The sequence below is a fragment of the Sphingomonas abietis genome, from assembly GCF_027625475.1.
GTDB classification, from domain to species: Bacteria; Pseudomonadota; Alphaproteobacteria; order Sphingomonadales; family Sphingomonadaceae; genus Solisphingomonas; species Solisphingomonas abietis.
This window is the reverse complement of record NZ_CP115174.1, coordinates 2,693,961-2,714,302: the sequence shown is the minus strand read 5'-3', so window position 1 is coordinate 2,714,302 and position 20,342 is coordinate 2,693,961. Positions and strand designations below refer to the sequence as shown.

General features: G+C 68.4%; 23 protein-coding genes. 7 read left to right on the top strand and 16 right to left on the bottom strand.

Features of this window, described 5'->3' with window-relative positions:
• Positions 1 to 62: 62 nt before the first annotated feature.
• The 5 genes from rplI to PBT88_RS12860 all read right to left on the bottom strand — a co-directional run bounded on the left by rplI (position 63) and on the right by PBT88_RS12860 (position 3,226).
• Positions 63 to 659, bottom strand: coding sequence for a 50S ribosomal protein L9 (rplI, locus tag PBT88_RS12880; RefSeq protein WP_270075745.1), 597 nt, complete (start codon positions 657 to 659; stop codon positions 63 to 65).
• Between the two features lie 12 nt (positions 660 to 671).
• The gene (rpsR, locus tag PBT88_RS12875; protein ID WP_019833151.1) at positions 672 to 896 is read right to left on the bottom strand and encodes a 30S ribosomal protein S18; all 225 of its coding nucleotides are present in this window, start codon (positions 894 to 896) and stop codon (positions 672 to 674) included.
• A gap of 29 nt (positions 897 to 925) precedes the next feature.
• Entirely contained in the window at positions 926 to 1,351 is a 426-nt protein-coding gene (gene rpsF, locus PBT88_RS12870) for a 30S ribosomal protein S6 (RefSeq protein ID WP_270079251.1), read from the bottom strand.
• Between the two features lie 190 nt (positions 1,352 to 1,541).
• Positions 1,542 to 2,117, bottom strand: coding sequence for a cell wall hydrolase (locus PBT88_RS12865; protein WP_270075744.1), 576 nt, complete (start codon positions 2,115 to 2,117; stop codon positions 1,542 to 1,544).
• Between the two features lie 320 nt (positions 2,118 to 2,437).
• A complete protein-coding gene (locus tag PBT88_RS12860; RefSeq protein ID WP_270075743.1) occupies positions 2,438 to 3,226 on the bottom strand; it encodes an acid phosphatase in 789 nt (262 codons plus the stop codon).
• Positions 3,227 to 3,302: 76 nt separating this feature from the next.
• Here PBT88_RS12860 and fabD point away from each other — a divergent pair, with 76 nt between their 5' ends.
• Positions 3,303 to 4,238, top strand: coding sequence for an ACP S-malonyltransferase (gene fabD / locus PBT88_RS12855; protein WP_270075742.1), 936 nt, complete (start codon positions 3,303 to 3,305; stop codon positions 4,236 to 4,238).
• Between the two features lie 14 nt (positions 4,239 to 4,252).
• Positions 4,253 to 4,993, top strand: a complete 741-nt coding sequence (gene fabG / locus PBT88_RS12850) for a 3-oxoacyl-[acyl-carrier-protein] reductase (protein WP_270075741.1) — start codon at positions 4,253 to 4,255, stop codon at positions 4,991 to 4,993.
• Positions 4,994 to 4,998: 5 nt separating this feature from the next.
• Here fabG and PBT88_RS12845 read toward each other — a convergent pair whose 3' ends face one another.
• Positions 4,999 to 6,216, bottom strand: a complete 1,218-nt coding sequence (locus tag PBT88_RS12845) for a glycosyltransferase family 87 protein (protein WP_270075740.1) — start codon at positions 6,214 to 6,216, stop codon at positions 4,999 to 5,001.
• 123 nt (positions 6,217 to 6,339) lie between these two features.
• Here PBT88_RS12845 and PBT88_RS12840 point away from each other — a divergent pair, with 123 nt between their 5' ends.
• The 3 genes from PBT88_RS12840 (at position 6,340) to mltG (ending at position 8,936) form a co-directional block, all read left to right on the top strand.
• Positions 6,340 to 6,576 (top strand): acyl carrier protein, encoded by a 237-nt coding sequence (locus PBT88_RS12840; RefSeq protein WP_270075739.1) that lies wholly within the window; start codon positions 6,340 to 6,342, stop codon positions 6,574 to 6,576.
• Between the two features lie 136 nt (positions 6,577 to 6,712).
• Positions 6,713 to 7,969: a beta-ketoacyl-ACP synthase II gene (gene fabF, locus PBT88_RS12835; protein WP_270075738.1), complete on the top strand. Its 1,257-nt coding sequence runs from the start codon at positions 6,713 to 6,715 to the stop codon at positions 7,967 to 7,969.
• A 7-nt stretch (positions 7,970 to 7,976) separates the two neighbouring features.
• Positions 7,977 to 8,936 (top strand): endolytic transglycosylase MltG, encoded by a 960-nt coding sequence (gene mltG, locus PBT88_RS12830; protein ID WP_270075737.1) that lies wholly within the window; start codon positions 7,977 to 7,979, stop codon positions 8,934 to 8,936.
• 1 nt (position 8,937) lies between these two features.
• Here mltG and PBT88_RS12825 read toward each other — a convergent pair whose 3' ends face one another.
• The 10 genes from PBT88_RS12825 to serS all read right to left on the bottom strand — a co-directional run bounded on the left by PBT88_RS12825 (position 8,938) and on the right by serS (position 18,971).
• The gene (locus PBT88_RS12825; protein ID WP_270075736.1) at positions 8,938 to 9,363 is read right to left on the bottom strand and encodes a hypothetical protein; all 426 of its coding nucleotides are present in this window, start codon (positions 9,361 to 9,363) and stop codon (positions 8,938 to 8,940) included.
• A gap of 65 nt (positions 9,364 to 9,428) precedes the next feature.
• Positions 9,429 to 10,370 (bottom strand): N-acetyl-gamma-glutamyl-phosphate reductase, encoded by a 942-nt coding sequence (gene argC, locus PBT88_RS12820; protein WP_270075735.1) that lies wholly within the window; start codon positions 10,368 to 10,370, stop codon positions 9,429 to 9,431.
• A gap of 1 nt (position 10,371) precedes the next feature.
• Positions 10,372 to 11,301, bottom strand: coding sequence for a C40 family peptidase (locus tag PBT88_RS12815; RefSeq protein ID WP_407696458.1), 930 nt, complete (start codon positions 11,299 to 11,301; stop codon positions 10,372 to 10,374).
• The gene (locus PBT88_RS12810) at positions 11,222 to 11,557 is read right to left on the bottom strand and encodes a MarR family winged helix-turn-helix transcriptional regulator (protein WP_270079250.1); all 336 of its coding nucleotides are present in this window, start codon (positions 11,555 to 11,557) and stop codon (positions 11,222 to 11,224) included. The genes PBT88_RS12815 and PBT88_RS12810 overlap by 80 nt, the downstream gene beginning before the upstream one ends.
• A 119-nt stretch (positions 11,558 to 11,676) precedes the next feature.
• A complete protein-coding gene (locus PBT88_RS12805; protein WP_270075733.1) occupies positions 11,677 to 13,080 on the bottom strand; it encodes a leucyl aminopeptidase family protein in 1,404 nt (467 codons plus the stop codon).
• A 66-nt stretch (positions 13,081 to 13,146) separates the two neighbouring features.
• Positions 13,147 to 14,514: a 30S ribosomal protein S12 methylthiotransferase RimO gene (gene rimO, locus PBT88_RS12800; protein WP_270075732.1), complete on the bottom strand. Its 1,368-nt coding sequence runs from the start codon at positions 14,512 to 14,514 to the stop codon at positions 13,147 to 13,149.
• A 60-nt stretch (positions 14,515 to 14,574) separates the two neighbouring features.
• Entirely contained in the window at positions 14,575 to 15,750 is a 1,176-nt protein-coding gene (locus tag PBT88_RS12795) for a GGDEF domain-containing protein (protein ID WP_270075731.1), read from the bottom strand.
• 9 nt (positions 15,751 to 15,759) lie between these two features.
• Positions 15,760 to 16,758, bottom strand: a complete 999-nt coding sequence (locus tag PBT88_RS12790) for a LysM peptidoglycan-binding domain-containing M23 family metallopeptidase (RefSeq protein WP_270075730.1) — start codon at positions 16,756 to 16,758, stop codon at positions 15,760 to 15,762.
• Positions 16,759 to 16,911: 153 nt separating this feature from the next.
• The gene (gene surE / locus PBT88_RS12785; RefSeq protein ID WP_270075729.1) at positions 16,912 to 17,691 is read right to left on the bottom strand and encodes a 5'/3'-nucleotidase SurE; all 780 of its coding nucleotides are present in this window, start codon (positions 17,689 to 17,691) and stop codon (positions 16,912 to 16,914) included.
• Positions 17,691 to 18,971 (bottom strand): serine--tRNA ligase, encoded by a 1,281-nt coding sequence (gene serS / locus PBT88_RS12780; protein ID WP_270075728.1) that lies wholly within the window; start codon positions 18,969 to 18,971, stop codon positions 17,691 to 17,693. The genes surE and serS overlap by 1 nt, the downstream gene beginning before the upstream one ends.
• A gap of 89 nt (positions 18,972 to 19,060) precedes the next feature.
• On the opposite strand from serS, the gene PBT88_RS12775 reads away from it, so the two are divergent.
• Complete coding sequence (locus tag PBT88_RS12775) at positions 19,061 to 19,501, top strand: host attachment family protein (RefSeq protein WP_270075727.1); 441 nt, start codon at positions 19,061 to 19,063, stop codon at positions 19,499 to 19,501.
• Positions 19,502 to 19,618: 117 nt separating this feature from the next.
• On the top strand, positions 19,619 to 20,239 hold the full coding sequence (locus tag PBT88_RS12770; RefSeq protein WP_270075726.1) for a hypothetical protein: 621 nt from the start codon (positions 19,619 to 19,621) through the stop codon (positions 20,237 to 20,239).
• The last annotated feature ends 103 nt before the right edge of the window (positions 20,240 to 20,342 follow it).

The following is a 20,342-nucleotide window of genomic DNA, read 5'->3' as shown; positions in this document are numbered from 1 at the left end:
ATAAGAAAAGGGCCGCCCGCATCGCTGCGGACGGCCCTTTCTGTTCCGGCTGACGGAAACGATCAGGCTTCGGCCTGCTCGTCCTCGTCGCGGCTGACTTCGGCGGTGGCGCCCGGCTCGGCGTTGGGATCGTAATCCTCAGTGAAGCCGGCTTCGTCACGCTCGAACATCTCGGTCATCACGTCGACGCCCTGGGCCTGGAGTTCGGCCTCCTCGGGCGAACGGGCGACGTTGACCTTGACGGTCACCGAGACCTCGGGGTGCAGCGTCACGCGGACGTCGTGCAGGCCGATCGACTTGATCGGCTTGTCCAGCACGATCTGTGCCTTGGTGACATGCGCGCCATCGGCGTGCAGCAGCTCGGCGAGATCGCGGGCCGAAACCGACCCGTAGAGCTGGCCGACGTTCGACGCCTGACGGATGAGCGTCAGGGTCTTGCCGTCGATGTCCTTCGACTCGGTGACGGCGGTTTCGCGCTTCTTGGCATTTTCAGCCTCGATGTGCGCGCGGTTCGCCTCGAACACCTTGCGGTTGGCGTTGTTCGAGCGCAGCGCCTTCTTGTTCGGCAGCAGGAAGTTACGGGCATAGCCGTTCTTCACGGTGACGACGTCGCCGATGGCGCCGAGCTTCTCGACGCGTTCCAGCAGAATCACTTCCATGGGAGCGTCTCCTTACTTGACGACGTAGGGGAGCAGGCCGAGGTGGCGCGCGCGCTTGATCTCGCGGGCCAGCTCACGCTGCTTCTTGGCGGACACAGCCGTGATGCGGCTGGGGACGATCTTGCCGCGCTCGGACACGAAGCCCTGGAGCAGACGGACGTCCTTGTAATCGATCCGGGGAGCGTCCTTCGCGGAGAAGGGGCAGCTCTTGCGGCGGCGGAAGAATGGGCGTGCCATTTCTATCGGTTCCTATCTCTCTGGAGGGCTCAGGCGGCGTCGCGCGGGGCTTCGTCGCGGTCGCGACGGGGGCCACGGTCGCCACGATCACCACCACGGCTGCCACGATCACCACGGTCGCCGCGATCGCGCTCGTTACGGCGCATCATCGCCGACGGGCCGGCCTCATGCTCGTCCACGCGGACGGTCATGTAGCGGATGATGTCCTCGTTGATCGAGATCTGGCGCTCCAGCTCGGCGATCGCGGCGGAGGGGCCGTCAATCTCGAGCATCACATAATGCGCCTTGCGGTTCTTGGCGATCTTGTAAGCCAGGCCGCGCAGGCCCCAGGCTTCGTTCTTGACGATCTTGCCGCCAAGTCCTTCGATGATCTGCGTGGCGTTTTCCACCATTGCGTCGACCTGCGCCTGGGCGAGATCCTGACGCGCGAGAAACACATGCTCGTACAGAGCCATGTGGCCGTCCTTCCATGTTGGCCGATCGCTGACGCCCACCCAGCGTGGACGCCCCTCCGGCTGTCTTTCAATGCAATCGAGGGCGCAGAGACGATGCTCGGCACCCCGGATGCCGCGGCCTATGCGCGAATCGGTGGGGAAAGGCAAGCGGGATGGCGGCGCGCGATCCGCCGGTCAGCCGATCAACCGATCAACCGATCCGGGCACTATAGAAGATATGCGCGCCGATCACCGCGACGCGGGTCAGGCGCTGGGACCAGCCCGGCGATACCGCGGCGGTATGGTAGAAGGTGGCCGCGCCGATCCGCGGGAAGATGTCGCCGCCCAGCGCCGAGCGCGCGATCCGCAGGGCGGTGGACCATGCGCGATTCTCCCGAGGCTCGCGCAAGGAGCCGTCGCAGAAGAATTTGAACTGGCATCCGGTCGCCCCCCGCTGGTGGACGACGCCGCAGACGCTGCGGGCGAACGAGGGCCGGTTGACCCGGTTGAGCACGACCTGCGCGACCGCACGCTGGCCGTCTTCGGCCTCGGAGCGGGCTTCATAATAGATGGCGGTGGCGAGGCAGGCGAGGTCGCCGTCGCTCGCGGTGGGGGCGCGGACGGCGCGCGAAGGCGCTCGCGATGGGGCAGCGGCGGAGAAAGGCGCGGCGGCCCTGCCGTGCGACCAGGACAACGCCTCGGCGCTGTCCAGCCCGACCAGCGTGTAGGACAGGCGCGGTGCCGGTGCGTCGGCGAGCGACGGGGCGGCCGAGAGGGCGCCCGACACCGATAAGAGAAGGCCGATGCTGGTCCGACCGATCATGCCCCGTTTCCGACAACCCCTGGAAGGCGTCGTCCCTAGCGGGGCGGAGTCTCGGTGCGGTTAATCCGGGGCTTGGACATTGGTCGAAGCCGGATCGACGGTCAGGATGGCTCTTCGGCCCGTTCGCGCCGCGCGCCGTCGAAATGTCGCCCTTCGCCTGCCGTTCGAGGCGGGCAGGGATGGTGCTTCGACAGGCTCAGCACGAACGGTATCCGTGAATCAGTCCGCTACGATACCTGCGGGGAAGAGACAGCGGGGGCGCCAGCCGGGGTTGGCCGGCGCCGTTACTGGACCCGCTGGGCGACCAGGGCGGTTTCCATCTCGCAGCCGGTCGGCTTCTCCGTGTTGGGCGCGCGGCGCAGCGCGTTCAGTTCCGCCCGCGCGGCGGCGGCATCGGCCTGATAGGCGGCGGTGGTGCGGACCACCGACATGGTGGCGCCGGCCGAGAGCTTGCCGCCTTCGACCGCGCTTTCATTATGGGCGCCGCAGATGAAGCGGCTGTCGCCATAGGCGCGGCCGCGCGCCATGATCTGGGTCGCGCGATCGGGCACCAGATCGGACAGCACGCTCGCCCACGTCCAGCCGAGCGTGGTGTGGCCCGAGGGATAGTCGTAGCTGTCCATCAGCTCCGCCTTGGGTTCGCAGATGTCGCCATGATCGATCAGGAAGGGGCGCTGGCGCTTGTAGAAATCCTTGGCGATATTGGTCTGGCGGCTGGTGTCGACGCGGGCGCGGGCGACCAGCGCCTGGGTGCGCGGCGCATTCTCGGGCGTCAGCGTCACGCCGACCGCACAGGAGAAATCGGCCATCAGCGAGCGCTGGTCGGTCTTCACGTCGCTGGTCGCGAGCTGGTAGCGCGGCGTGCCGATCATCTTGCGGGTCTGCTTGAAGATGGTCCGGTCTGCCTTGTAGCGGGCATCGCCCTTCACCGGCGCCGGCGGCAGCACCTGGAGCAGATCGAACGCCCCCTCCGGCAGATAGCCATGGGGTTTCTCGGCACCGAGCGTGGTGGCGAGAGCGGCCGAGGCCAAAGTGAGGGCCAGGAGCGGGCGGGCAAGGGGAAGGATGCGCATGGCCGGGCCGATGCCATGGGTTGCGCTCCGTCGTCCAGCTTTCTATCGCGGCGCGCTTCCGCATAAGGAGAGGATCATGCGCGCATTCATCTTTCCGGGCCAGGGCAGCCAGGCCATCGGCATGGGCCAGGCGCTCGCCGCCGCCAGCGTGTCGGCGCGCGAGGTGTTTCAGGAGGTGGATGATGCGCTGGGCCAGCATCTCTTCCAGCTGATGGTCGAAGGCCCGGCCGACGAGCTGATGCTCACCGAAAATGCCCAGCCCGCGATCATGGCCAACGCCATCGCGACGCTGCGCGTGCTCGAGCGCGAGGGCGGCATCCGCCTCGCCGACAAGGCCGAGTTCGTCGCCGGGCACAGCCTCGGCGAATATACCGCCTTGTGCGCCGCCGAGGCCCTGGGGCTGGCCGATACCGCGAAGCTGCTGCGCGTGCGCGGCGCGGCGATGCAGGCGGCGGTGCCGGTGGGGCAGGGCGCGATGGCGGCGCTGCTCGGCCTCGATTTCGCCGCCGCCAAGCAGATCGCCGCCGACGCCGCCGAGAATGAGGTGTGCGAGGCGGCGAACGACAATGCGCCGGGCCAGGTCGTCGTCTCGGGATCGAAGGCCGCCGTCGAGCGCGCGGTCGAGCTCGCCAAGGTGCGTGGCGGCAAGCGCGCGATGCTGCTGCCGGTCTCCGCGCCCTTTCATTGCTCGCTGATGGAGCCCGCGGCCCGCGCCATGGAGAAGGCGCTGGCCGGCGCCGATCTGCGCGCGCCGCTGGTGCCGGTCTACGCCAATGTCACCGCCGCCCCGGTCGCCGATCCGGCCGCGATCCGCACCCTGCTGGTCGAGCAGGTGACCGGCACGGTACGCTGGCGCGAGAGCATCGAGGCGATGTTCGCGGCCGGGGTCACCGATTTCGTGGAATTTGGCGGCAAGGTGCTGGGCGGCATGGTCAAGCGCATCGCGCCGGACGCGACCATCACCAGCGTCGTGTCGATGGCCGACATCGAAGCGCTCGCGAAGACGCTCTGAGAAGAGGACGGAATATGTTCGACCTGACAGGAATGACCGCGCTGGTGACCGGCGCTTCGGGTGGCCTCGGATCGGCGACGGCCAAGGCGCTGGCGGCGCAGGGCGCGAAGGTCGCGCTCTCCGGCACGCGCGAGGCGGTGCTGGCGGAGGTCGCTGCCGGCCTGCCGCACGATCCGGTGACGCTGACCTGCAACCTGTCGGACAGCGCCGAGGTCGATGGCCTGATCCCGCGCGCAGTGGAGGCTTTGGGCGGCAAGATCGACATTCTCGTCAACAATGCCGGCATCACCCGCGACAATCTGGTCATGCGGATGAAGGACGACGAGTGGGCGCAGGTGCTCTCGGTCAATCTCGAGGCCGCCTTCCGGCTGATCCGCGCGGCGGCCAAGCCGATGATGAAGGCCCGCTTCGGGCGGATCATCTCGATCACCTCGGTGGTCGGCGTCACCGGCAATCCGGGGCAGGCCAACTACGCCGCCTCGAAGGCCGGGCTGATCGGCATGTCCAAGAGCCTCGCGCAGGAGCTGGCCAGCCGCAACATCACGGTGAACTGCGTCGCGCCGGGCTTCATCCGCTCGGCGATGACCGATGCGCTGAACGACACGCAGAAGGGCGCGATCCTCGGTCGCATCCCGGCCGGCGATCTCGGCCAGGGCGAGGATATCGGCGCGGCGGTGGCCTATCTGGCGAGCCGCGAGGCGGGCTACGTCACCGGCCAGACGCTGCACGTCAACGGCGGCATGGCGATGATCTGAGGCGCTCAGGCCTGCGCGGGGCGTATCTTCGGGATGCGCCCGCGCAGGTCGAGCGACCAGGCCCGCCGCATCGTCACCGCGAACAGGGCGACGATCGCGATCCAGTCGACCGGGATCCATGTCGCCGCCGCGATCTGGCGGCCGAACAGGGGCGTGAGATAGGCCAGCGCGAGGATGTTCTTCTCGTGGCTCAGCCAGCCGCGCACCCGCGCATCGGCGACCAGGAAGCACAGCGCGGCGCCGAGGATCACCAGATCATAATCCAGCGCGTAGGGTGTCGAGAGCAGGGCCGCTGCGCAGGTCGCCGCCCCGCGCAGCGCCGGGCTGGCCCAGCGCGCGGCGATCGCCGCCCCGCCGATCGCGATGAGCGTCGAGACCGCCTGCACCGCATAAGCGAGCGGGATCGGCGCGCCGAGCGCCCGCGCCGTGGCGAAGCTGGTGACGATCTTCTGCCAGCCGGTTTGGCCGCTCTCGATCACGATCGTGCGGGTGATGGCGAGCGACTCGTGGAAGGCGGCCCCTACCGGCCAGCCCCAGATCGCCAGCGTCAGCGCGACCAGCCCCAGCGACGCGATGGCGGCGCCCAGAAAGGCGCGGCGGTTGCCGGTCGCGATCAGCACAACGGGCAGCAGCACCGCGAATTGCGGCTTGTAGACGAGGCAGCCGAGCAGCAGCCCCGCCGCCCAGGGGCGCCGATCGAGCAGCGCCAGCCCGCCGGCCAGCAGGCTTGCGGTCAGGAAGGCGTTCTGGCCGTGGCCGATGCAGAGGAAGCTGGCCGGCGCCGCCAGCACCGCCAGCACCGTGGCCCGCCCCGGCACGATGCGCTGCGCCACCACGGTCGCCGCGGCCAGCGTCGTGCCCTGCCACAGCGCCAGCGACACCAGATAGGGAAAGCAGGCGAGCGCGCCGGCGATCAGCAGGAAGGGCGGCGGATAATGCCAGCCATAGAAGGGCACCGCCGGGGAATGGTGCAGCGCCTGCTGGACCTTATAATGTTCGGGCCAGATCCATGCGGCGGCGGCGCGGCCATGGTCGGCCATCCAGCCGGCGGCATAGACGTCGGAGAAATCGGTGCCGATCGGGCGCCCCCGGCTGTCCAGCGTACCATGGCCGGTCAGCAGCAGGATCGCATAGGACAGGATCGTGGCGGCCAGCAGCAGGGCGCAGACCAGCTGCACCCGCCGCGCATCCACCCAGTCACCGCTTGCCCATTTGTCCCGCATCCGCTGGTCGGTAGCAGCGCACGGCTAGCAAAAGGTGAACGCAGCCCCTCTTGCCAGCCTTCGTCGCCCCGTCTAGGGCATTCGGCCAACGACATACCCCTTTAGCGAACGGGAAGAGAAGACATGAGCGAGACCGCCGAGCGCGTGAAGAAGATCGTCGTCGAGCATCTCGGCGTCGAAGCCGAGAAGGTGACCGAGGACGCGTCCTTCATCGACGATCTTGGTGCCGACTCCCTCGACATCGTCGAGCTGGTTATGGCTTTCGAGGAAGAATTCGGCGTCGAGATCCCCGACGATGCCGCCGAGAAGATCGCGACCGTCAAGGATGCGATCACCTATATCGACAGCCACAAGGGCTGATCGACGGCAGCTTCGAGGCTCCGCATGGAGCCGAGAGATTGACGGCTCCCCGACCCGGGATCATCGGGGCCGGGGGGCCGTTTCGCTATGGGGCGCCGGCTGAGCGCCCGAAAGAGATGCAAGGAAGGAGGCGTCGATGCGCCGCGTAGTCGTCACTGGTCTGGGCCTCGTCACGCCGTTGGGCGCCGATGTCGAGACGGCATGGGCCAATCTGCTGGCCGGCAAGTCCGGCGCGGGCATGATCACCCGCTTCGATGCCTCCAACCAGAAGTGCCAGATCGCCTGCGAGGTGAAGGGGCCGGAGCATGAATATGGCTTCGATCCGGGCAAGCGCGTCGACCACAAGGTCCAGCGCCAGGTCGATCCCTTCATCATCTATGGCATCGATGCCGCCGGCCAGGCGCTCGAGGATGCCGGGCTGGTCGACATGGACGAGGATCTCAAGCTGCGCGCCGGCGTCTCGATCGGCTCGGGCATTGGCGGTCTGCCGGGGATCGAGGCGGAATCGCTCGTGCTGGCCGAGAAGGGGCCGGGCCGCGTCTCGCCGCACTTCGTCCATGGCCGGCTGATCAACCTGATCTCGGGCCAGGTCTCGATCAAATATGGCCTGATGGGCCCCAATCATGCGGTCGTCACCGCCTGCTCGACCGGCGCGCACTCGATCGGCGACGCGGCGCGGATGATCCGCGACGACGATGCCGACGTGATGCTGGCGGGCGGCGCGGAGAGCACGATCAACCCGCTCGGCGTCGCCGGCTTCGCCCAGGCGCGCGCGCTCAACTGCAGCTATAATGATCGCCCCGAGCAGGCGAGCCGGCCCTATGACAAGGATCGCGACGGCTTCGTCATGGGCGAGGGCGCGGGCGTGCTGGTGCTCGAGGAATATGAGCATGCCAAGGCGCGCGGCGCCAAGATCTATGCCGAGGTCGTGGGCTATGGCCTGTCGGGCGACGCCTATCACGTCACCGCGCCGCACCCGGAAGGCAAGGGCGCCGAACTGTCGATGCGGATGGCGCTGCGCAAGGCCGGCATGGGCCCGGGCGACATCGACTATGTCAACGCGCACGGCACCTCGACGATGGCCGACACGATCGAGCTGGCGGCGGTGAAGCGCGTGCTCGGCGACGATCTGTCGGGCGCCTCGATGAGCAGCACCAAGTCGGCGATCGGCCATCTGCTGGGCGGCGCCGGCGCGGTCGAGGCGATCTTCTGCATCCTCGCGATGCGCGACCAGATCGTGCCGCCGACGCTCAACCTCGATAATCCCGACGAGGGCACCGAGGGCGTCGATCTGGTGCCGCATGTCGCCAAGAAGCGCGAAGTGCGCGCGGTGCTCAACAACAGCTTCGGGTTCGGCGGCACCAACGCCAGCCTGGTGATGCGCAAGATCTGAGGCCGCGATGCGCCGGCTCCTCATCCTGGTGCTGGCGCTCGCGGCGCTGGCGATCGGCGTGCCGATGTGGATGTGGCGCGGGCCGGGGCCGCTGGCCAAGCCCGCGATCGTCCGCATCCCGGAGGGCGCGACGATCGCGTCCGCCGGCAAGGTGCTGGCCGATGCCCATGCCATCCGCAGCGCGACATGGTTCCGGGGCCTGGCCGGCAAGCTCGGCGCGCATGATCCGATCCGCGCCGGCGAGTTCCGCATCCCGGCCCGTGCCAGCGCCGAGGCGATCCTCGACATGCTCCAGCACGGGCGCCCGACCCTCAAGCTGGTGACGATCCCGGAGGGCATGCCTTCGGTGATCGTGCATGATCGGCTGATGGCGACGGCGGCGCTGACCGGGACGGTGCCGGTGCCGCCGGAAGGCACGGTGCTCCCCGACAGCTATGCCTATTCCAACGGCGAGGCGCGGCTGGCGGTCGTCCAGCGGATGCAGAAGGCGATGGACAAGGCGCTCGCCGCCGAATGGGCTGGGCGGGCTCCGGGGCTGGTCGTCACGACGCCGCAGCAGGCGCTGATCCTCGCGTCGATCGTGGAGAAGGAGACCGGCCTCGCCGCCGAGCGCGCCACCGTGGCGGCGGTCTACAGCAATCGGCTGAAGCTCGGTATGGCGCTCCAGGCCGATCCGACCGTGATCTATCCGATCACCCAGGGCCGTCCGCTCGGCCGCCGCATCCTCGAATCCGAGCTGCACGCGAAGAACGGCTACAACACCTATGCGGAAGCAGGGCTGCCCAGGGGGCCGATCTGCAACCCCGGGCGCGCCTCGATCGATGCGGTGCTGCATCCGGCGGTGAGCCGGGCGCTCTATTTCGTGGCGAACGGCAAGGGCGGCCACGTCTTCGCGGACACGCTGGCCGAGCATAATGCCAATGTGAAGAAATGGTACGCCATTCGCCACGCCCGCGGCGAGATGTAGATCAGCTGACGATCGTCAGCTGATCGGGATCGCGCACGACGATGTGGGTCTGGTAATAATATTTGTCGGTCGGCTTGCCGTCGGCGAGGAAGAAGATCCTGACCCGCTGGGCGACGCCCGAGACGTGCAGATGCTTGCCCAGCAGATAGTCGCCGGGATCGGCATGGTAGCGCGCTGCCAGCACCGCCGCGGCCGGGCGGGTCAACGCCACCGAGACGTTGCGCTGGTCGCGATAGTCGGGCTCGGAATTGAGGAACAGCATGTCGTTCTGCCGGCCGGATGCCTGCACGGTCAGCCGGAAGATGCCGGGCTGCCCGTCCTGTGGCCGCTCGGCGGCGGCGATCACCGCATGGCTCGGGCTCATCGTGCAGCCGGCGGAGGCCAGCGCGAGGGGAAGAAGGCAGGCAAGCCGGGCAGTCATCGTCATCGGAGCGACTCCGTATAGCAGACGAACCGCAGGCTATGGCGGCCGCCGGCGAGTCGCAACGACCTTTAGAGGCGCAGTCCTTCGGTTTCGGGCAGGCCGGCCATCAGATTGAGATTCTGCACCGCCGCGCCGCTCGCGCCCTTGCCGAGATTGTCGAGCGTGGCGGCTAGGCGGAGATGGCCGGTCCGGGGATTGGCGAACACGTACAGCTTCAGCCGGTCGGTGCCGGCGACGTCCTCGACGGTCAGCGCGGACAGCGCGGCGCTGTCAGCGAGCGACACGACCTCGACCAGCGGCGAACCGGCATAGGCGTCGGCCAGCGCGGCATGGACCTGCGCGACTGTCGTGCCACCGCTCAGCTGCGAGAGGTGCAGCGGCACCTCGACCAGCATCCCGCGATAGGTGTTGGCGACGGCGGGCGCGAAGATCGGCGGCACCGCGAGGCCGGCGTGGCGCTGCATCTCCGGCACATGCTTGTGTTCGAGCGACAGGCCATAGCCGCGGAAGGCGGTGGGTGGCGTGCCATTCTCATATTCGGCGACCATCGCCTTGCCGCCGCCGGAGTAACCGGAGGTGGCGTGGGTGACGAGCGGCGTGGTCGCCGCCAGCAACCCGGCCCGGACCAGCGGGCGGACCAGCGCCAGAAAGCCGGTCGGGTAGCAGCCGGGATTGGAGACGGTGCGGGCCTCCGCCAGTTCCGCGCGGCGATCGGGCTCGATCTCGGCGAAGCCATAGGTCCAGCCGGTCGCGGTGCGGTGCGCGGTGGAGGCGTCGATGAAGCGGGTCGGCCAATCGGCGGCGAGCGCCACCGCTTCGCGGGCAGCGTCGTCGGGCAGGCACAGGATGGCGATGTCGGCGGCGGCCAGCGCATCGGCACGGGCGGCGCTATCCTTGCGATGGGCGTCGCTCAGCAGGGTCAGCGCGACGTCGCCGCGCTGCGACAGCCGATCGACGATCTCGATGCCGGTCGTGCCGGCGCCCCCATCGACGAAAACCTTCACGGTCATATCATAATCTCCGCAACGCGGTGATGCCGCCGCCTTCGGGCTGGCGCGCGAGAATGTCGGCGAGCGGCTCGGTCACGACGCGCATCCAGAAGGCGTTGGCGTGCAGCATATGGGTGTCGTCGGCCATGATTCCGACATGGCCGGGCAGGAAGACGAGATCGCCCCGTCGCAGCGGCGCCCCTGCGGCGATCGCGGTGCCGAGGCCCTGCTGGAGGTCGCTGTCGCGCGGCGCCTCGATCCCGGCCAGCGCGAGCGCCTGCTGGACGAGGCCCGAGCAATCGATCCCGTCGCCCGATCGTCCACCCCAGCGATAGGGCGCGCCGGCCAGCCGCGCGGCGGCGGCGACATAATCCGGCTCGATCGCGCCGATCGCGCTCAGATGGCGGTGGTGGACGAAGCCCTCGGCGGTTTCGAGGAAGCTGCCGTCGTCGCCGGTGGCCGCCAGCCGCACGCCCCAGGGCAGGCGGGCGAGGACCGGCGCCTTGATGCTGCGATCGGCGAACAGCAAGGCGGCGGGCTGGGTGACCATGTGGGTCGACGCCACCACCGGGCCGAGCAGGTCCGCCGGGACATAGCCGACATAGCCGTCATGGCTGCTGAAACCCCACGCCCAGTCGCCACTGGCATCGACCACGGCGAAGCCTTCGCCGCCGAGCAGTTCGGATACCGCCGTTGCGTCATGCGCCGGCGCGGCGCGCATCGGGGTGACGGCCTCGAGGCCGCTGTGCAGCAATGGGAGCGCATAATGCGGGGCGAACACCCGATCGGCGAGCGCGACGTCCGCCACGTCCTTGCGGACGGCATGGATGCGAGGGTCCAACCGCGCGGACGGACCCGCGAGGCTGAAACGATCAGGCGACGGCCGACTGGGCGGGGACGGCCTGGGGCCGGCGGCGTTCCTTGCCGGCGATGAGGCCTTTGAAGCCTTCAAGAAAATCCGCTCCCCGGCTGGTGCGTGTCACGAAGATGTTGCGACGATCACGTTCGTCGCGTTCGCGGCGCAGATAGCCGAGACGGCCCAGCGTATTCAAGGCGCGTGTGACGACAGGTTTCGATACGCCGAGGGTGCTGGCCAGCCCGCGTACCGTATGTGGTCCGTTGGTCCGGTAGACGAGGAGCAATAGAGCCATTTGACGGTTGGTAAGATCCGGCTGGCCCGAGCGGACGTATGCCACCAAGGCTTCCATCCATGTGCTGAGCATATCGTTCTTCACGCGTCGACATCCTACTAATGTGCCGCAGCCATTGCTGCTGGACATTAGAGAAACACGCGAAAGCGCGGATCGTTTCCTTACCGTATGAAAAGCTAATCTCGGTCGGGCGTGTAACGGTTCTCCAGCATCGCCCATACCGCCCGCAAACCCAGCGCCGCGCCACCTTTCGGACGACCCGGTTTGGCCGAGGGATTCCACGCGAACGTATCGAGGTGCAGCCAGGGAAGATCGGCGGGGACGAATTTCTCCAGAAACAGCCCGGCCGTGATCGAGCCCGCGAATCCCCCATCCGGCGCATTGTTGAGATCGGCGACATCGGATTTCAGCATGTCGCGATAGCCCGGCCACAGCGGCAGCTGCCACAGCGGATCGCGGACCTCGCGGCCGGCGGCGAGCAAGGCGGCGACGAGCGCCTCGTCATTGCCGAACAGCGCCGGCAGCTCCGGCCCGAGCGCGACCCGCGCGGCGCCGGTCAGCGTGGCGAAATCCACGATCAGCTCGGGCCTGATGCCGCCATCGCCTTCGGCCGCCTTGGCCAGCGCATCGCCGAGGATCAGCCGGCCCTCGGCATCGGTATTGGCGATCTCGACGCTCAGCCCCTTGCGCGAAGGCAGGATGTCACCGGGCCGCATCGCATCGCCGGCGATCGCATTCTCCACCGCCGGGATCAGCAGATGGAGCCGCACGGGGAGGCGGGCGGCCATGATCAGGTCGGCGAGCGCCAGCGCATGGGCGGCACCGCCCATATCCTTCTTCATCAGCCTCATGCCGGAGCCGGGCTTGATGTCGAGGCCGCCCGAATCGAAGCACACCCCCTTGCCGACGATGGCGATGCGCGGGTGCGCAGGATCGCCCCATTCCAGCTCGACCAGGCGCGGCGCGCGCGCCGGCACCGCCGCGCGGCCGACGGCGGCGATCATCGGGAAGCCCTGTTCCAGCCCGTCGCCGCGCGTGGTGCGGGTCGAGGCGCCATGCTGGTTGGCGACATCCTCGACGGCGCCCTGAAGCTCGGCCGGCCCCATGTCGTTGGCCGGGGTATCGACCAGATCGCGGACCATCGCGACGGCCCGGGCGAGCGCCACGCTCTCCTCGATGCGCGCCGGATCGCCGCTCAGCAGCACCCGCTGGGGCATCGGCTCGGCCTGCTTGTAGCGATCGAAGCGATGCTGGGCGAGCAGCCAGCCGAGCGCGGCGATGCCGGGGTGGCCGTCGGGCAGGCGATAATGGCCTTCGGGCAGCCGGGCCGCGGCGGGCGCGAGATCCCATGGGGTCGCCGTGTCGCCGACGCCGAGCGCCGCCGACCAGTCGTCCGCCTTGTTGCCGGGGATCAGCGCGAACTCGCCCGGCTTGGCCTTGAAGCTGGCGGCCGCCACGGCAGCGCGCACCCGTTCGGGCTGGGCGTTCAGCCATTCGTCGAACCCGGCGGCGCGGACGATGTGGAGGACATGTGCGGGCTGGCCGCGATCGGGGACGAGTAGCGAGGCAAAATCGGTCATGATGAGGATGTTAACGCGGATAGCGCCGCCTCGTCACCCTCAAATGAGAATGGGGAGAAGCGGTCCTCAGGCCAGCGGCACCCCGAACAGGTCATGCTCGTCGGCATCCTCGATCGTGACCGGCACGATGTCGCCCGCCGCCAGATGCCCGGCGTCGCGCAGATGGACCTCGCCGTCGATCTCCGGCGCGTCGGCCTGCGAGCGGCCGGTGGCGCCTTCGCCGTCCACCACGTCGATGATCACGTCCAGCGTGCGGCCGATCTTGGCCTGGAGCTTGGCCGCCGAGATCGCGGCGGTCTTCTCCATGATGCGCTGGTAGCGTTCTTCCTTCACCTCCTCGGGCACCGGATCGGACAGCGCATTGGCGGCCGCGCCCTCGACCGGCTCGAAGCGGAAGGCGCCGACGCGATCGAGCTGGGCTTCGTCCAGCCAGTCGAGCAGATACTGGAAATCGGCCTCGGTCTCGCCGGGGAAGCCGACCACGAAGGTCGATCGGATCGCGATGTCGGGGGCGATCGCCCGCCAGCCCTTGATCCGCTCGAGCACCTTGGCCTCGTTGGCCGGGCGCTTCATGCGCTTCAGCACGGCAGGGGCCGCATGCTGGAACGGGATGTCGAGATAGGGCGTCACCAGCCCCTCCGCCATCAGCGGGATCACCTGATCGACATGCGGATAGGGATAGACATAATGCAGCCGCACCCACGCTCCGAGCTGGCCCAGAGCGCGCGCCAGATCGGTCATGTGGGCGCGCACTTCTCCCGTTGCCTCCCGGCGGGGGCCACCGCCCTTCAGCGGATAGGAAGCGTGGCGCAGGTCGACGCCATAGGCCGAGGTGTCCTGGCTGATGACCAGCAATTCCTTCGTGCCGGCCGCGACCAGTTTCTCGGCTTCGCGCAGGATCGCATCCGGGCGGCGGCTGACGAGGTCGCCGCGCAGGCTCGGGATGATGCAGAAGGAACAGCGGTGGTTGCAGCCCTCCGAGATCTTCAGATAGCTGTAGTGGCGCGGGGTCAGCTTGAGGTCGCCGCCCGGCAGCGACGCCTGCGGCACCAGATCGAGATAGGCCGAGGGCGTCACTGGCGCCGCCTCGTGGACCGCGCCGACGACCTGCTCATATTGATGCGCGCCGGTGACGGCCAGCACGTCCGGGAAGCGCGCGCGGATCATCTCCGCTTCCTTGCCCATGCAGCCGGTGACGATGACGCGGCCATTCTCCGCGATCGCCTCGCCGATCGCCTCGAGGCTCTCTTCCTTGGCGGAGTCGAGGAAGCCGCAGGTGTTGACCAGCACGATGTCGGCGCCGGCATAGTCGGCGGACATGGCATAGCCATCCGAGCGGAGCTTGGTGAGGATGCGTTCGCTGTCGACGAGGTTCTTCGGACAGCCGAGCGAAACCATGCCGACCTTGGGCGGGGAGGGGAGCGTTGTTGCCATGGGGACGCGCGCACATAAGGGAGTGCGCGGATTTTTACTAGAGGGCGCGGGAGGATGCGCTCAGGCGGCTATCGAGGTTCGGTTGCGGCCATCGACCTTCGATCGATAAAGTGCGCGATCGGCTTGATCGAAGGCGTCGAGCAGCATCTGCTCGGGCGAGGTGGTGCCGAACGCGACCGGGGCGACCCCGAAGCTGGCGGTCACCGGGGTCGGCGCACCGTCCTCGGCATAGCCCGCGGCGATGTCGGCGCGGATCCGCTCCATCGCCTCGGCCGCCTGTTCGGCAGAGGAATTGACCAGCAGCATCGCGAATTCCTCGCCGCCGACGCGGCCGACCAGATCGCCGCCGCGCAACCCCTCGGTCAGGCGGTCGCAGATATATTTCAGCGTGTTGTCCCCGGCGGTATGGCCGAAGCGATCGTTGATGCTCTTGAAATGGTCGATATCGGCGATGCAGGCGGTGATCGACTGGTGCTGGCGCCGTCCGTTGGAAACGGCGCGCAGCGCGGCCTCATGGAAACCGCGCCGGTTGAGCACGCCGGTCAGCGGATCGTTGACCGCCAGCGTGCGGAGCTTGGCCGCCAGATCGGACGCGAGCAGCAGGATCGCCGCCATGCCGTTGGTGACGAACACCGGGGTCAGCGCGACCAGATAGATGGTCACGAACAGCTTGTCGTGATCGGGCACGGTCTTCGATGTCTGCTGCACGCCGTCGGCGATCACCATCATCATCTCGAACATCGCGAAAATGGCGAGCGCAGCGATGGTCGCCCATTCGGCGGGCTGGGCCTTGCGCCCGCGCGGCAGGATCGCCGCGATCGCCACGCCCAGCATGATCGTGGTGAAGCTGCCCGCGACCATCGACGTCCAGGCGAACCGGCCCGGAAAGGCATAAGGCAGATCGCCGATGCACAGCGCCGCCACAGTCGCGATGACGAACAGCCGGTGCCGCGGCGGCAGGTTGGCGCGCTGGCGGGCGCCGATCGCGACCAGCGTGCCGGGCGCCAGCACGAAGACCAGTTCGATCGGGGCCAGCACCGCGTTGCTGGCCGGTTTCAGCGCCTCGATGATCTGGAACAGCACTTCGCCGCCATACATCAGATAGGCGATCGACCAGCTCAGCGCATGGCGCGGCCGGCCCAGCGATCGCCACGCGATGGCGAGCGCGGTCGCGAGGATGAGGCTGACGAACAGCATCGTCCCCGAGATGATCGCATAAGCTTCCATGTCCCCCATTGAAGCCGCCTAATTCTGGCCGGGAGGCAAGTAGCGCAGCGGATCGACCGGGGTGCGCTTGTTGCGGATCTCGAAGTGGAGCTGGGGCTTGTTGACCGATCCGGTGGCGCCGGCCTGGGCGATCACGTCGCCGCGACGGACGGTCTGTCCGCGGGTGACGAGGATCTGTTCGGCATGGCCATAAGCGGTGATCCAGCCATCGCCATGCTTGATCAGGATCAGGCCGCCATAGACGGCGATCGCCGAGCCGGCATAGGCGACGACGCCGTCCGCCGCCGCGTGGATCTCCTGGCCGCGCTCGGCCGCGATGTTGATGCCGTCGTTGCGGCGGCCATCGCCGGCCGGCCCGAACTTGCCGATGATCGCGCCGTTCAATGGCCACTGGAAACGCCCGGTGAAGGTGGCGGGCGTCGCCACCGCCTGGTCCTTCGGCAGCGGTTTCTTCGGCGTCGCATTCGGCGCCTTGGGCGCGGCATTGGCGGCCAGCGCGGGCTCCGAGCCGGTGGCGAGATCGTCGATATCGAGATTGAACGCCCGCGAGCGCTGCTCGGGCGTCATGCTGGCGGCCTCGGCGGTGCTCGGCAGCAGCAGGCGCTGGCCGTTGCGCAGCACATAAGGCGGCTGGAGGTTGTTGAGATCGGCGATGCGCGACCATTCGAGGCCATAGGCCCGCGCGATCGCGATGCCGCTCTGGCCGGCCCGCACGAGATGATAGCGGCCGCCCGGAATCCGCAGGCGCTGCCCGGTGCGGACCATGAACGGCACCGGAATATTATTGGCCTTGGCGATCGCCTCCGATCCCGCGCCGGTGCGGTTGCCGATCGAGCGGATCGTCTCGCCGCTCTTCACGACATAGCTGGAATCCGGGATCGTCACGGCATCGGCGGGAACCGGGCGGGTCAGCCAAGAGGGGGTCGGCTGGCGAACCGAGCTCGGAATGTCGGTGTTGCGGATCGCGCCGTCATGGACATTGGGCACCGCCGACGAGAGCGGGCGGGAACCGGGCATCGTCGCAGGACGGCTATAGTCTTCGGGCGGCGCGACGCGCGGAATGCAGCCCGCGGTGGAGCAGCACGCGACAACAGCCATCAAACGCCCGATACGCGACGTCATACTCGTCCCCGCTCGATCCCCCGGAGCAGGTGCATTAACCTTGGTTGATCACCGTGCCAAGCGGGCCATATCAATAGAGCGTGGCCAGTGGCGCCAGCGCATCACGATAGGTGAGATCGAGATGCATCGGCGTGACCGTGACGTAACCGGAACGGATTGCGGCCAGGTCGCTGTCCCCGGCGGCGGTCTCGACGACGCCGTGAAAGGACAGCCAGTATAAGGGAAGCCGCGCGGATCGGTCTGCTTCACCATCTTCGCGCGGCCATAATCGCGTATCCCTTGCCGGACGACGCGGATGCCCTGCACCTGCTCGGGCGGCAGCGCCGGGAAATTGACGCTGACCAGCATGCCGGGCGAGAAGTCCGCGGTCAGCAGCGGCCGGATCACGCGCTCGCCCCAGGCCTCGGCGGTGGCGAAGGGCACCTGGTCGCCGACGCCCTCGCGGGCATAGACCTGGCTCAGCGCGATTGCGCGGATGCCGGCGAGCGCGCCCTCCATCGCCGCCGAGATGGTGCCCGAATAGGTCGCGTCCTCGCCCAGATTGGCGCCGCGATTGACGCCGGAGAGGATCAGGTCGGGCTTGCCGTCCATCACCTCGAGCAGCGCCATCATCACCGTGTCGGTCGGCGTGCCGCTGACCGAGAAGCGCTTCTCGCCATGCTGGCGTAGCCGCAGCGGGCGGGTGAGGGTGAGCGAATGGCCGGCGCCCGATCGCTCCTCGGACGGCGCCACCACCCACACATCGTCGCTGAACTGCCGCGCGATCGCCTCCGCGACGGCCAGCCCGCGGGCGTGGATGCCGTCGTCGTTGGTAACCAGGATGCGCATCAGGCCGGCTCGATCGCCGCGAGGCCGCCCAGATAGGGGCGCAGCACCTCGGGGATGCGGATCGCCCCCTCGGCGGTCTGGTAATTCTCCATCACCGCCACCAGGGTGCGGCCGACCGCGAGGCCGGAGCCGTTCAGCGTGTGCAGGAATTTCGTGCCCTTGGTCTCGCCGGCGGGGCGGTAGCGCGCGTTCATCCGGCGCGCCTGGAAATCGCCGCAGGTCGAGCAGGAGCTGATCTCGCGATAGCGCTGCTGGCCGGGAAGCCAGACCTCCAGATCGAAGGTGCGCCGGGCGGTGAAGCCCATGTCGCCGGTGCAGAGCAGCATCCGGCGATAAGGCAGGCCGAGCGCCTCCAGCACGCTCTCGGCGGCGAGCGTCATCCGCTCATGCTCGGCCTCGGACTGGTCGGGGGTGACGATCGAGACCATCTCGACCTTCTCGAACTGGTGCTGGCGGATCATGCCGCGGGTATCGCGGCCGGCGGCACCGGCCTCGGCGCGGAAGCAGTTGGTCAGCGCGGTGAAGCGCAGCGGCAACTCGGCCTCGCCGAGGATTTGCTCGCGCACATAGTTGGTGAGGCTCACCTCGGCGGTGGGGATCAGCCAGCGGCCGTCGGTGGTCTGGAACAGGTCGTCGGCGAACTTGGGCAGCTGCCCGGTCCCGAACAATGCCTCCTCGCGGACCAGCACGGGCGGCACCACCTCGGTATAGCCCTGCGCCTGGGTCTGGTGATCGAGCATGAACTGGCCGAGCGCGCGGTTGAGCCGCGCCAACGTGCCCTTCAGATAGACGAAGCGCGCGCCGGAGACGGTGCCCGCCGCATCGAAGTCCATGCCCAGCCGCTTGCCAAGTTCGTCATGCTCCTTGGCGGGAAACGCGAACGCGGTCGGTTCGCCCCAATGCTTGACGATGACGTTGCCGTCCTCGTCGGCGCCCTCGGGCACGTCGGGATAAGGCAGGTTGGGGATTTCGGCGAGCTGCGCGCTGAGCGCGGCGGCGACCTCGGCCTCGCGGGCGTCGCCATCGGCGATCACCTGCTTCAGCCGCGCGACCTCGGCCTGCATCGCTTCGCCGCCCGCGCGATCCCCCGAAGAGAACGCCTTGCCGATATCCTTGGACAGTCGATTGCGCTCGGCCTGCGCCGCCTCGGTCTCCTGCGCGGCCTTGCGGCGTTCGGCGTCGAGCGCCCCGAAAGCCTCGGTATCGAAGGCCGTGCCGCGCCGGGCGAGAGCGGCGGCGAAGGCGGCGGGATCATCGCGGAGCAGGCGGATATCATGCATGGCCGGGCTATGACCGGGCGGCGCGGCTTTCGCAACCGTCTCGGGCCGATGGCGTTGGTGGAGCGAAACCCCGCTTCAGGAGAAAGCCCATGCATATCCCCTCGCAGTCGATGGTGCTGGTCACCGACGGGCGCAAAAGGCTGTTCTTCCGCAACGAAGGCGATGCGCTGGCACCGTCGCTGGTGGTGATCTCGGCGACCGAGAATCTCAACCCGAAGACCCGCGATCAGGTCACCGATTCGGCCGGGCGGGTGTCGTCGCCGGTGTCGGGCGGCGGCGCGATACCGTCGTCGGACGCCCATAAGGTGGAAGAACAGCGCTTCGCGGTCGAGACGGCGCAGGAGCTCAACCGGGGCGCCGATGCCGGCGACTATGAGGCGCTGATCCTGGTGGCACCGCCCAAAACCCTGGGAAAATTGCGCAAGAGCATCGGCCCGCAGGTCGAAAAGCGGTTGCTGCGCGAAATCGCCAAGGATGTCACGGGACACCCGGTTGGTGAAATCGAGCGCCTTTTGACGAACCTGGATTGAAGATCGGGATCGACTCGCCGTTCTTGCGGCTCGGTTCATCTATCCGGGTGTCGCCGATCCGGGTGTCGCGTGCGTTGCTCTCCCGCGTCCAAGCATGTTTTTGATGGAGGGTTCCATATGAAGATCGTTAAAATGGGGATGTTGATGGGGGCCGGTGTGGTGTTGCCGGCGTTGATGATTCCGGCGGTGGCGCTGGCCCAGGCCGCTCCGGCGGCCGCGATGCAGCCTGCCACGCCGGCAACCGCGGCAGCCCCGGCCGCCCCGGCCGCACCGTCTTCCGCCACGCTCGCCGCCGGCGCCAAGGTCGTCGACACGTCGGGCGGCCCGGTCGGAACGATCGAGAGCGTCGACGGCGATTATGCCGTGCTGGCGACGACCAACAGCAAGGTGCGGTTGCCCAAGAGCAGCTTCGCAATGGGACCGAATGGTCCGGTGATCGCGATGACCGCGGCCCAGATCGATGCCGCGGCCGCGCAGGCTGCCCCGGCCAAGGCCGCTGCGGCCGACAAGCCGAGCGTCACGCAGGGCGCTGCCGTCTCCGATATGCAGGGTGGTGCGGTGGGCACCGTCGCAGCGGTAAACGCGCAGTTCGCGACGGTTCAGCTGGCCACCGGCACCAAGGTGCGTCTGCCGATCACGGCATTCGCGGCCGGGGACAATGGTGGCCTCAAGATCGCGATGACCGCCCAGCAGCTCGGCGCGGCGGCCGGTGCCAGCGGCGGAAGCACGGGCAAGTAACGCCCGGTTTCGCTGACGAAGAGGGCCGCGACGCGGGTGCGTCGCGGCCCTTTTGTTGGGGCGCTCGTCGAGGCGCGCCCGGCAGGTTGCCGGATAGATAGGG

Coding starts and splice junctions, on each gene's coding strand:
- fabF (WP_270075738.1), top strand. CDS start 6,713: ATGCGCCGCGTAGTCGTCACTGGTCTGGGCCTCGTCACGCCGTTGGGC.
- fabD (WP_270075742.1), top strand. CDS start 3,303: ATGCGCGCATTCATCTTTCCGGGCCAGGGCAGCCAGGCCATCGGCATG.
- PBT88_RS12840 (WP_270075739.1), top strand. CDS start 6,340: ATGAGCGAGACCGCCGAGCGCGTGAAGAAGATCGTCGTCGAGCATCTC.
- serS (WP_270075728.1), bottom strand. CDS start 18,971: ATGCATGATATCCGCCTGCTCCGCGATGATCCCGCCGCCTTCGCCGCC.
- surE (WP_270075729.1), bottom strand. CDS start 17,691: ATGCGCATCCTGGTTACCAACGACGACGGCATCCACGCCCGCGGGCTG.
- PBT88_RS12860 (WP_270075743.1), bottom strand. CDS start 3,226: ATGCGCATCCTTCCCCTTGCCCGCCCGCTCCTGGCCCTCACTTTGGCC.
- PBT88_RS12825 (WP_270075736.1), bottom strand. CDS start 9,363: ATGACGATGACTGCCCGGCTTGCCTGCCTTCTTCCCCTCGCGCTGGCC.
- rimO (WP_270075732.1), bottom strand. CDS start 14,514: ATGGCAACAACGCTCCCCTCCCCGCCCAAGGTCGGCATGGTTTCGCTC.
- rpsF (WP_270079251.1), bottom strand. CDS start 1,351: ATGGCTCTGTACGAGCATGTGTTTCTCGCGCGTCAGGATCTCGCCCAG.
- PBT88_RS12790 (WP_270075730.1), bottom strand. CDS start 16,758: ATGCCCGGTTCCCGCCCGCTCTCGTCGGCGGTGCCCAATGTCCATGAC.
- PBT88_RS12770 (WP_270075726.1), top strand. CDS start 19,619: ATGAAGATCGTTAAAATGGGGATGTTGATGGGGGCCGGTGTGGTGTTG.
- PBT88_RS12805 (WP_270075733.1), bottom strand. CDS start 13,080: ATGACCGATTTTGCCTCGCTACTCGTCCCCGATCGCGGCCAGCCCGCA.
- PBT88_RS12810 (WP_270079250.1), bottom strand. CDS start 11,557: ATGGAAGCCTTGGTGGCATACGTCCGCTCGGGCCAGCCGGATCTTACC.
- rpsR (WP_019833151.1), bottom strand. CDS start 896: ATGGCACGCCCATTCTTCCGCCGCCGCAAGAGCTGCCCCTTCTCCGCG.
- rplI (WP_270075745.1), bottom strand. CDS start 659: ATGGAAGTGATTCTGCTGGAACGCGTCGAGAAGCTCGGCGCCATCGGC.
- PBT88_RS12845 (WP_270075740.1), bottom strand. CDS start 6,216: ATGCGGGACAAATGGGCAAGCGGTGACTGGGTGGATGCGCGGCGGGTG.
- PBT88_RS12775 (WP_270075727.1), top strand. CDS start 19,061: ATGCATATCCCCTCGCAGTCGATGGTGCTGGTCACCGACGGGCGCAAA.
- argC (WP_270075735.1), bottom strand. CDS start 10,370: ATGACCGTGAAGGTTTTCGTCGATGGGGGCGCCGGCACGACCGGCATC.
- fabG (WP_270075741.1), top strand. CDS start 4,253: ATGTTCGACCTGACAGGAATGACCGCGCTGGTGACCGGCGCTTCGGGT.
- mltG (WP_270075737.1), top strand. CDS start 7,977: ATGCGCCGGCTCCTCATCCTGGTGCTGGCGCTCGCGGCGCTGGCGATC.
- PBT88_RS12795 (WP_270075731.1), bottom strand. CDS start 15,750: ATGGGGGACATGGAAGCTTATGCGATCATCTCGGGGACGATGCTGTTC.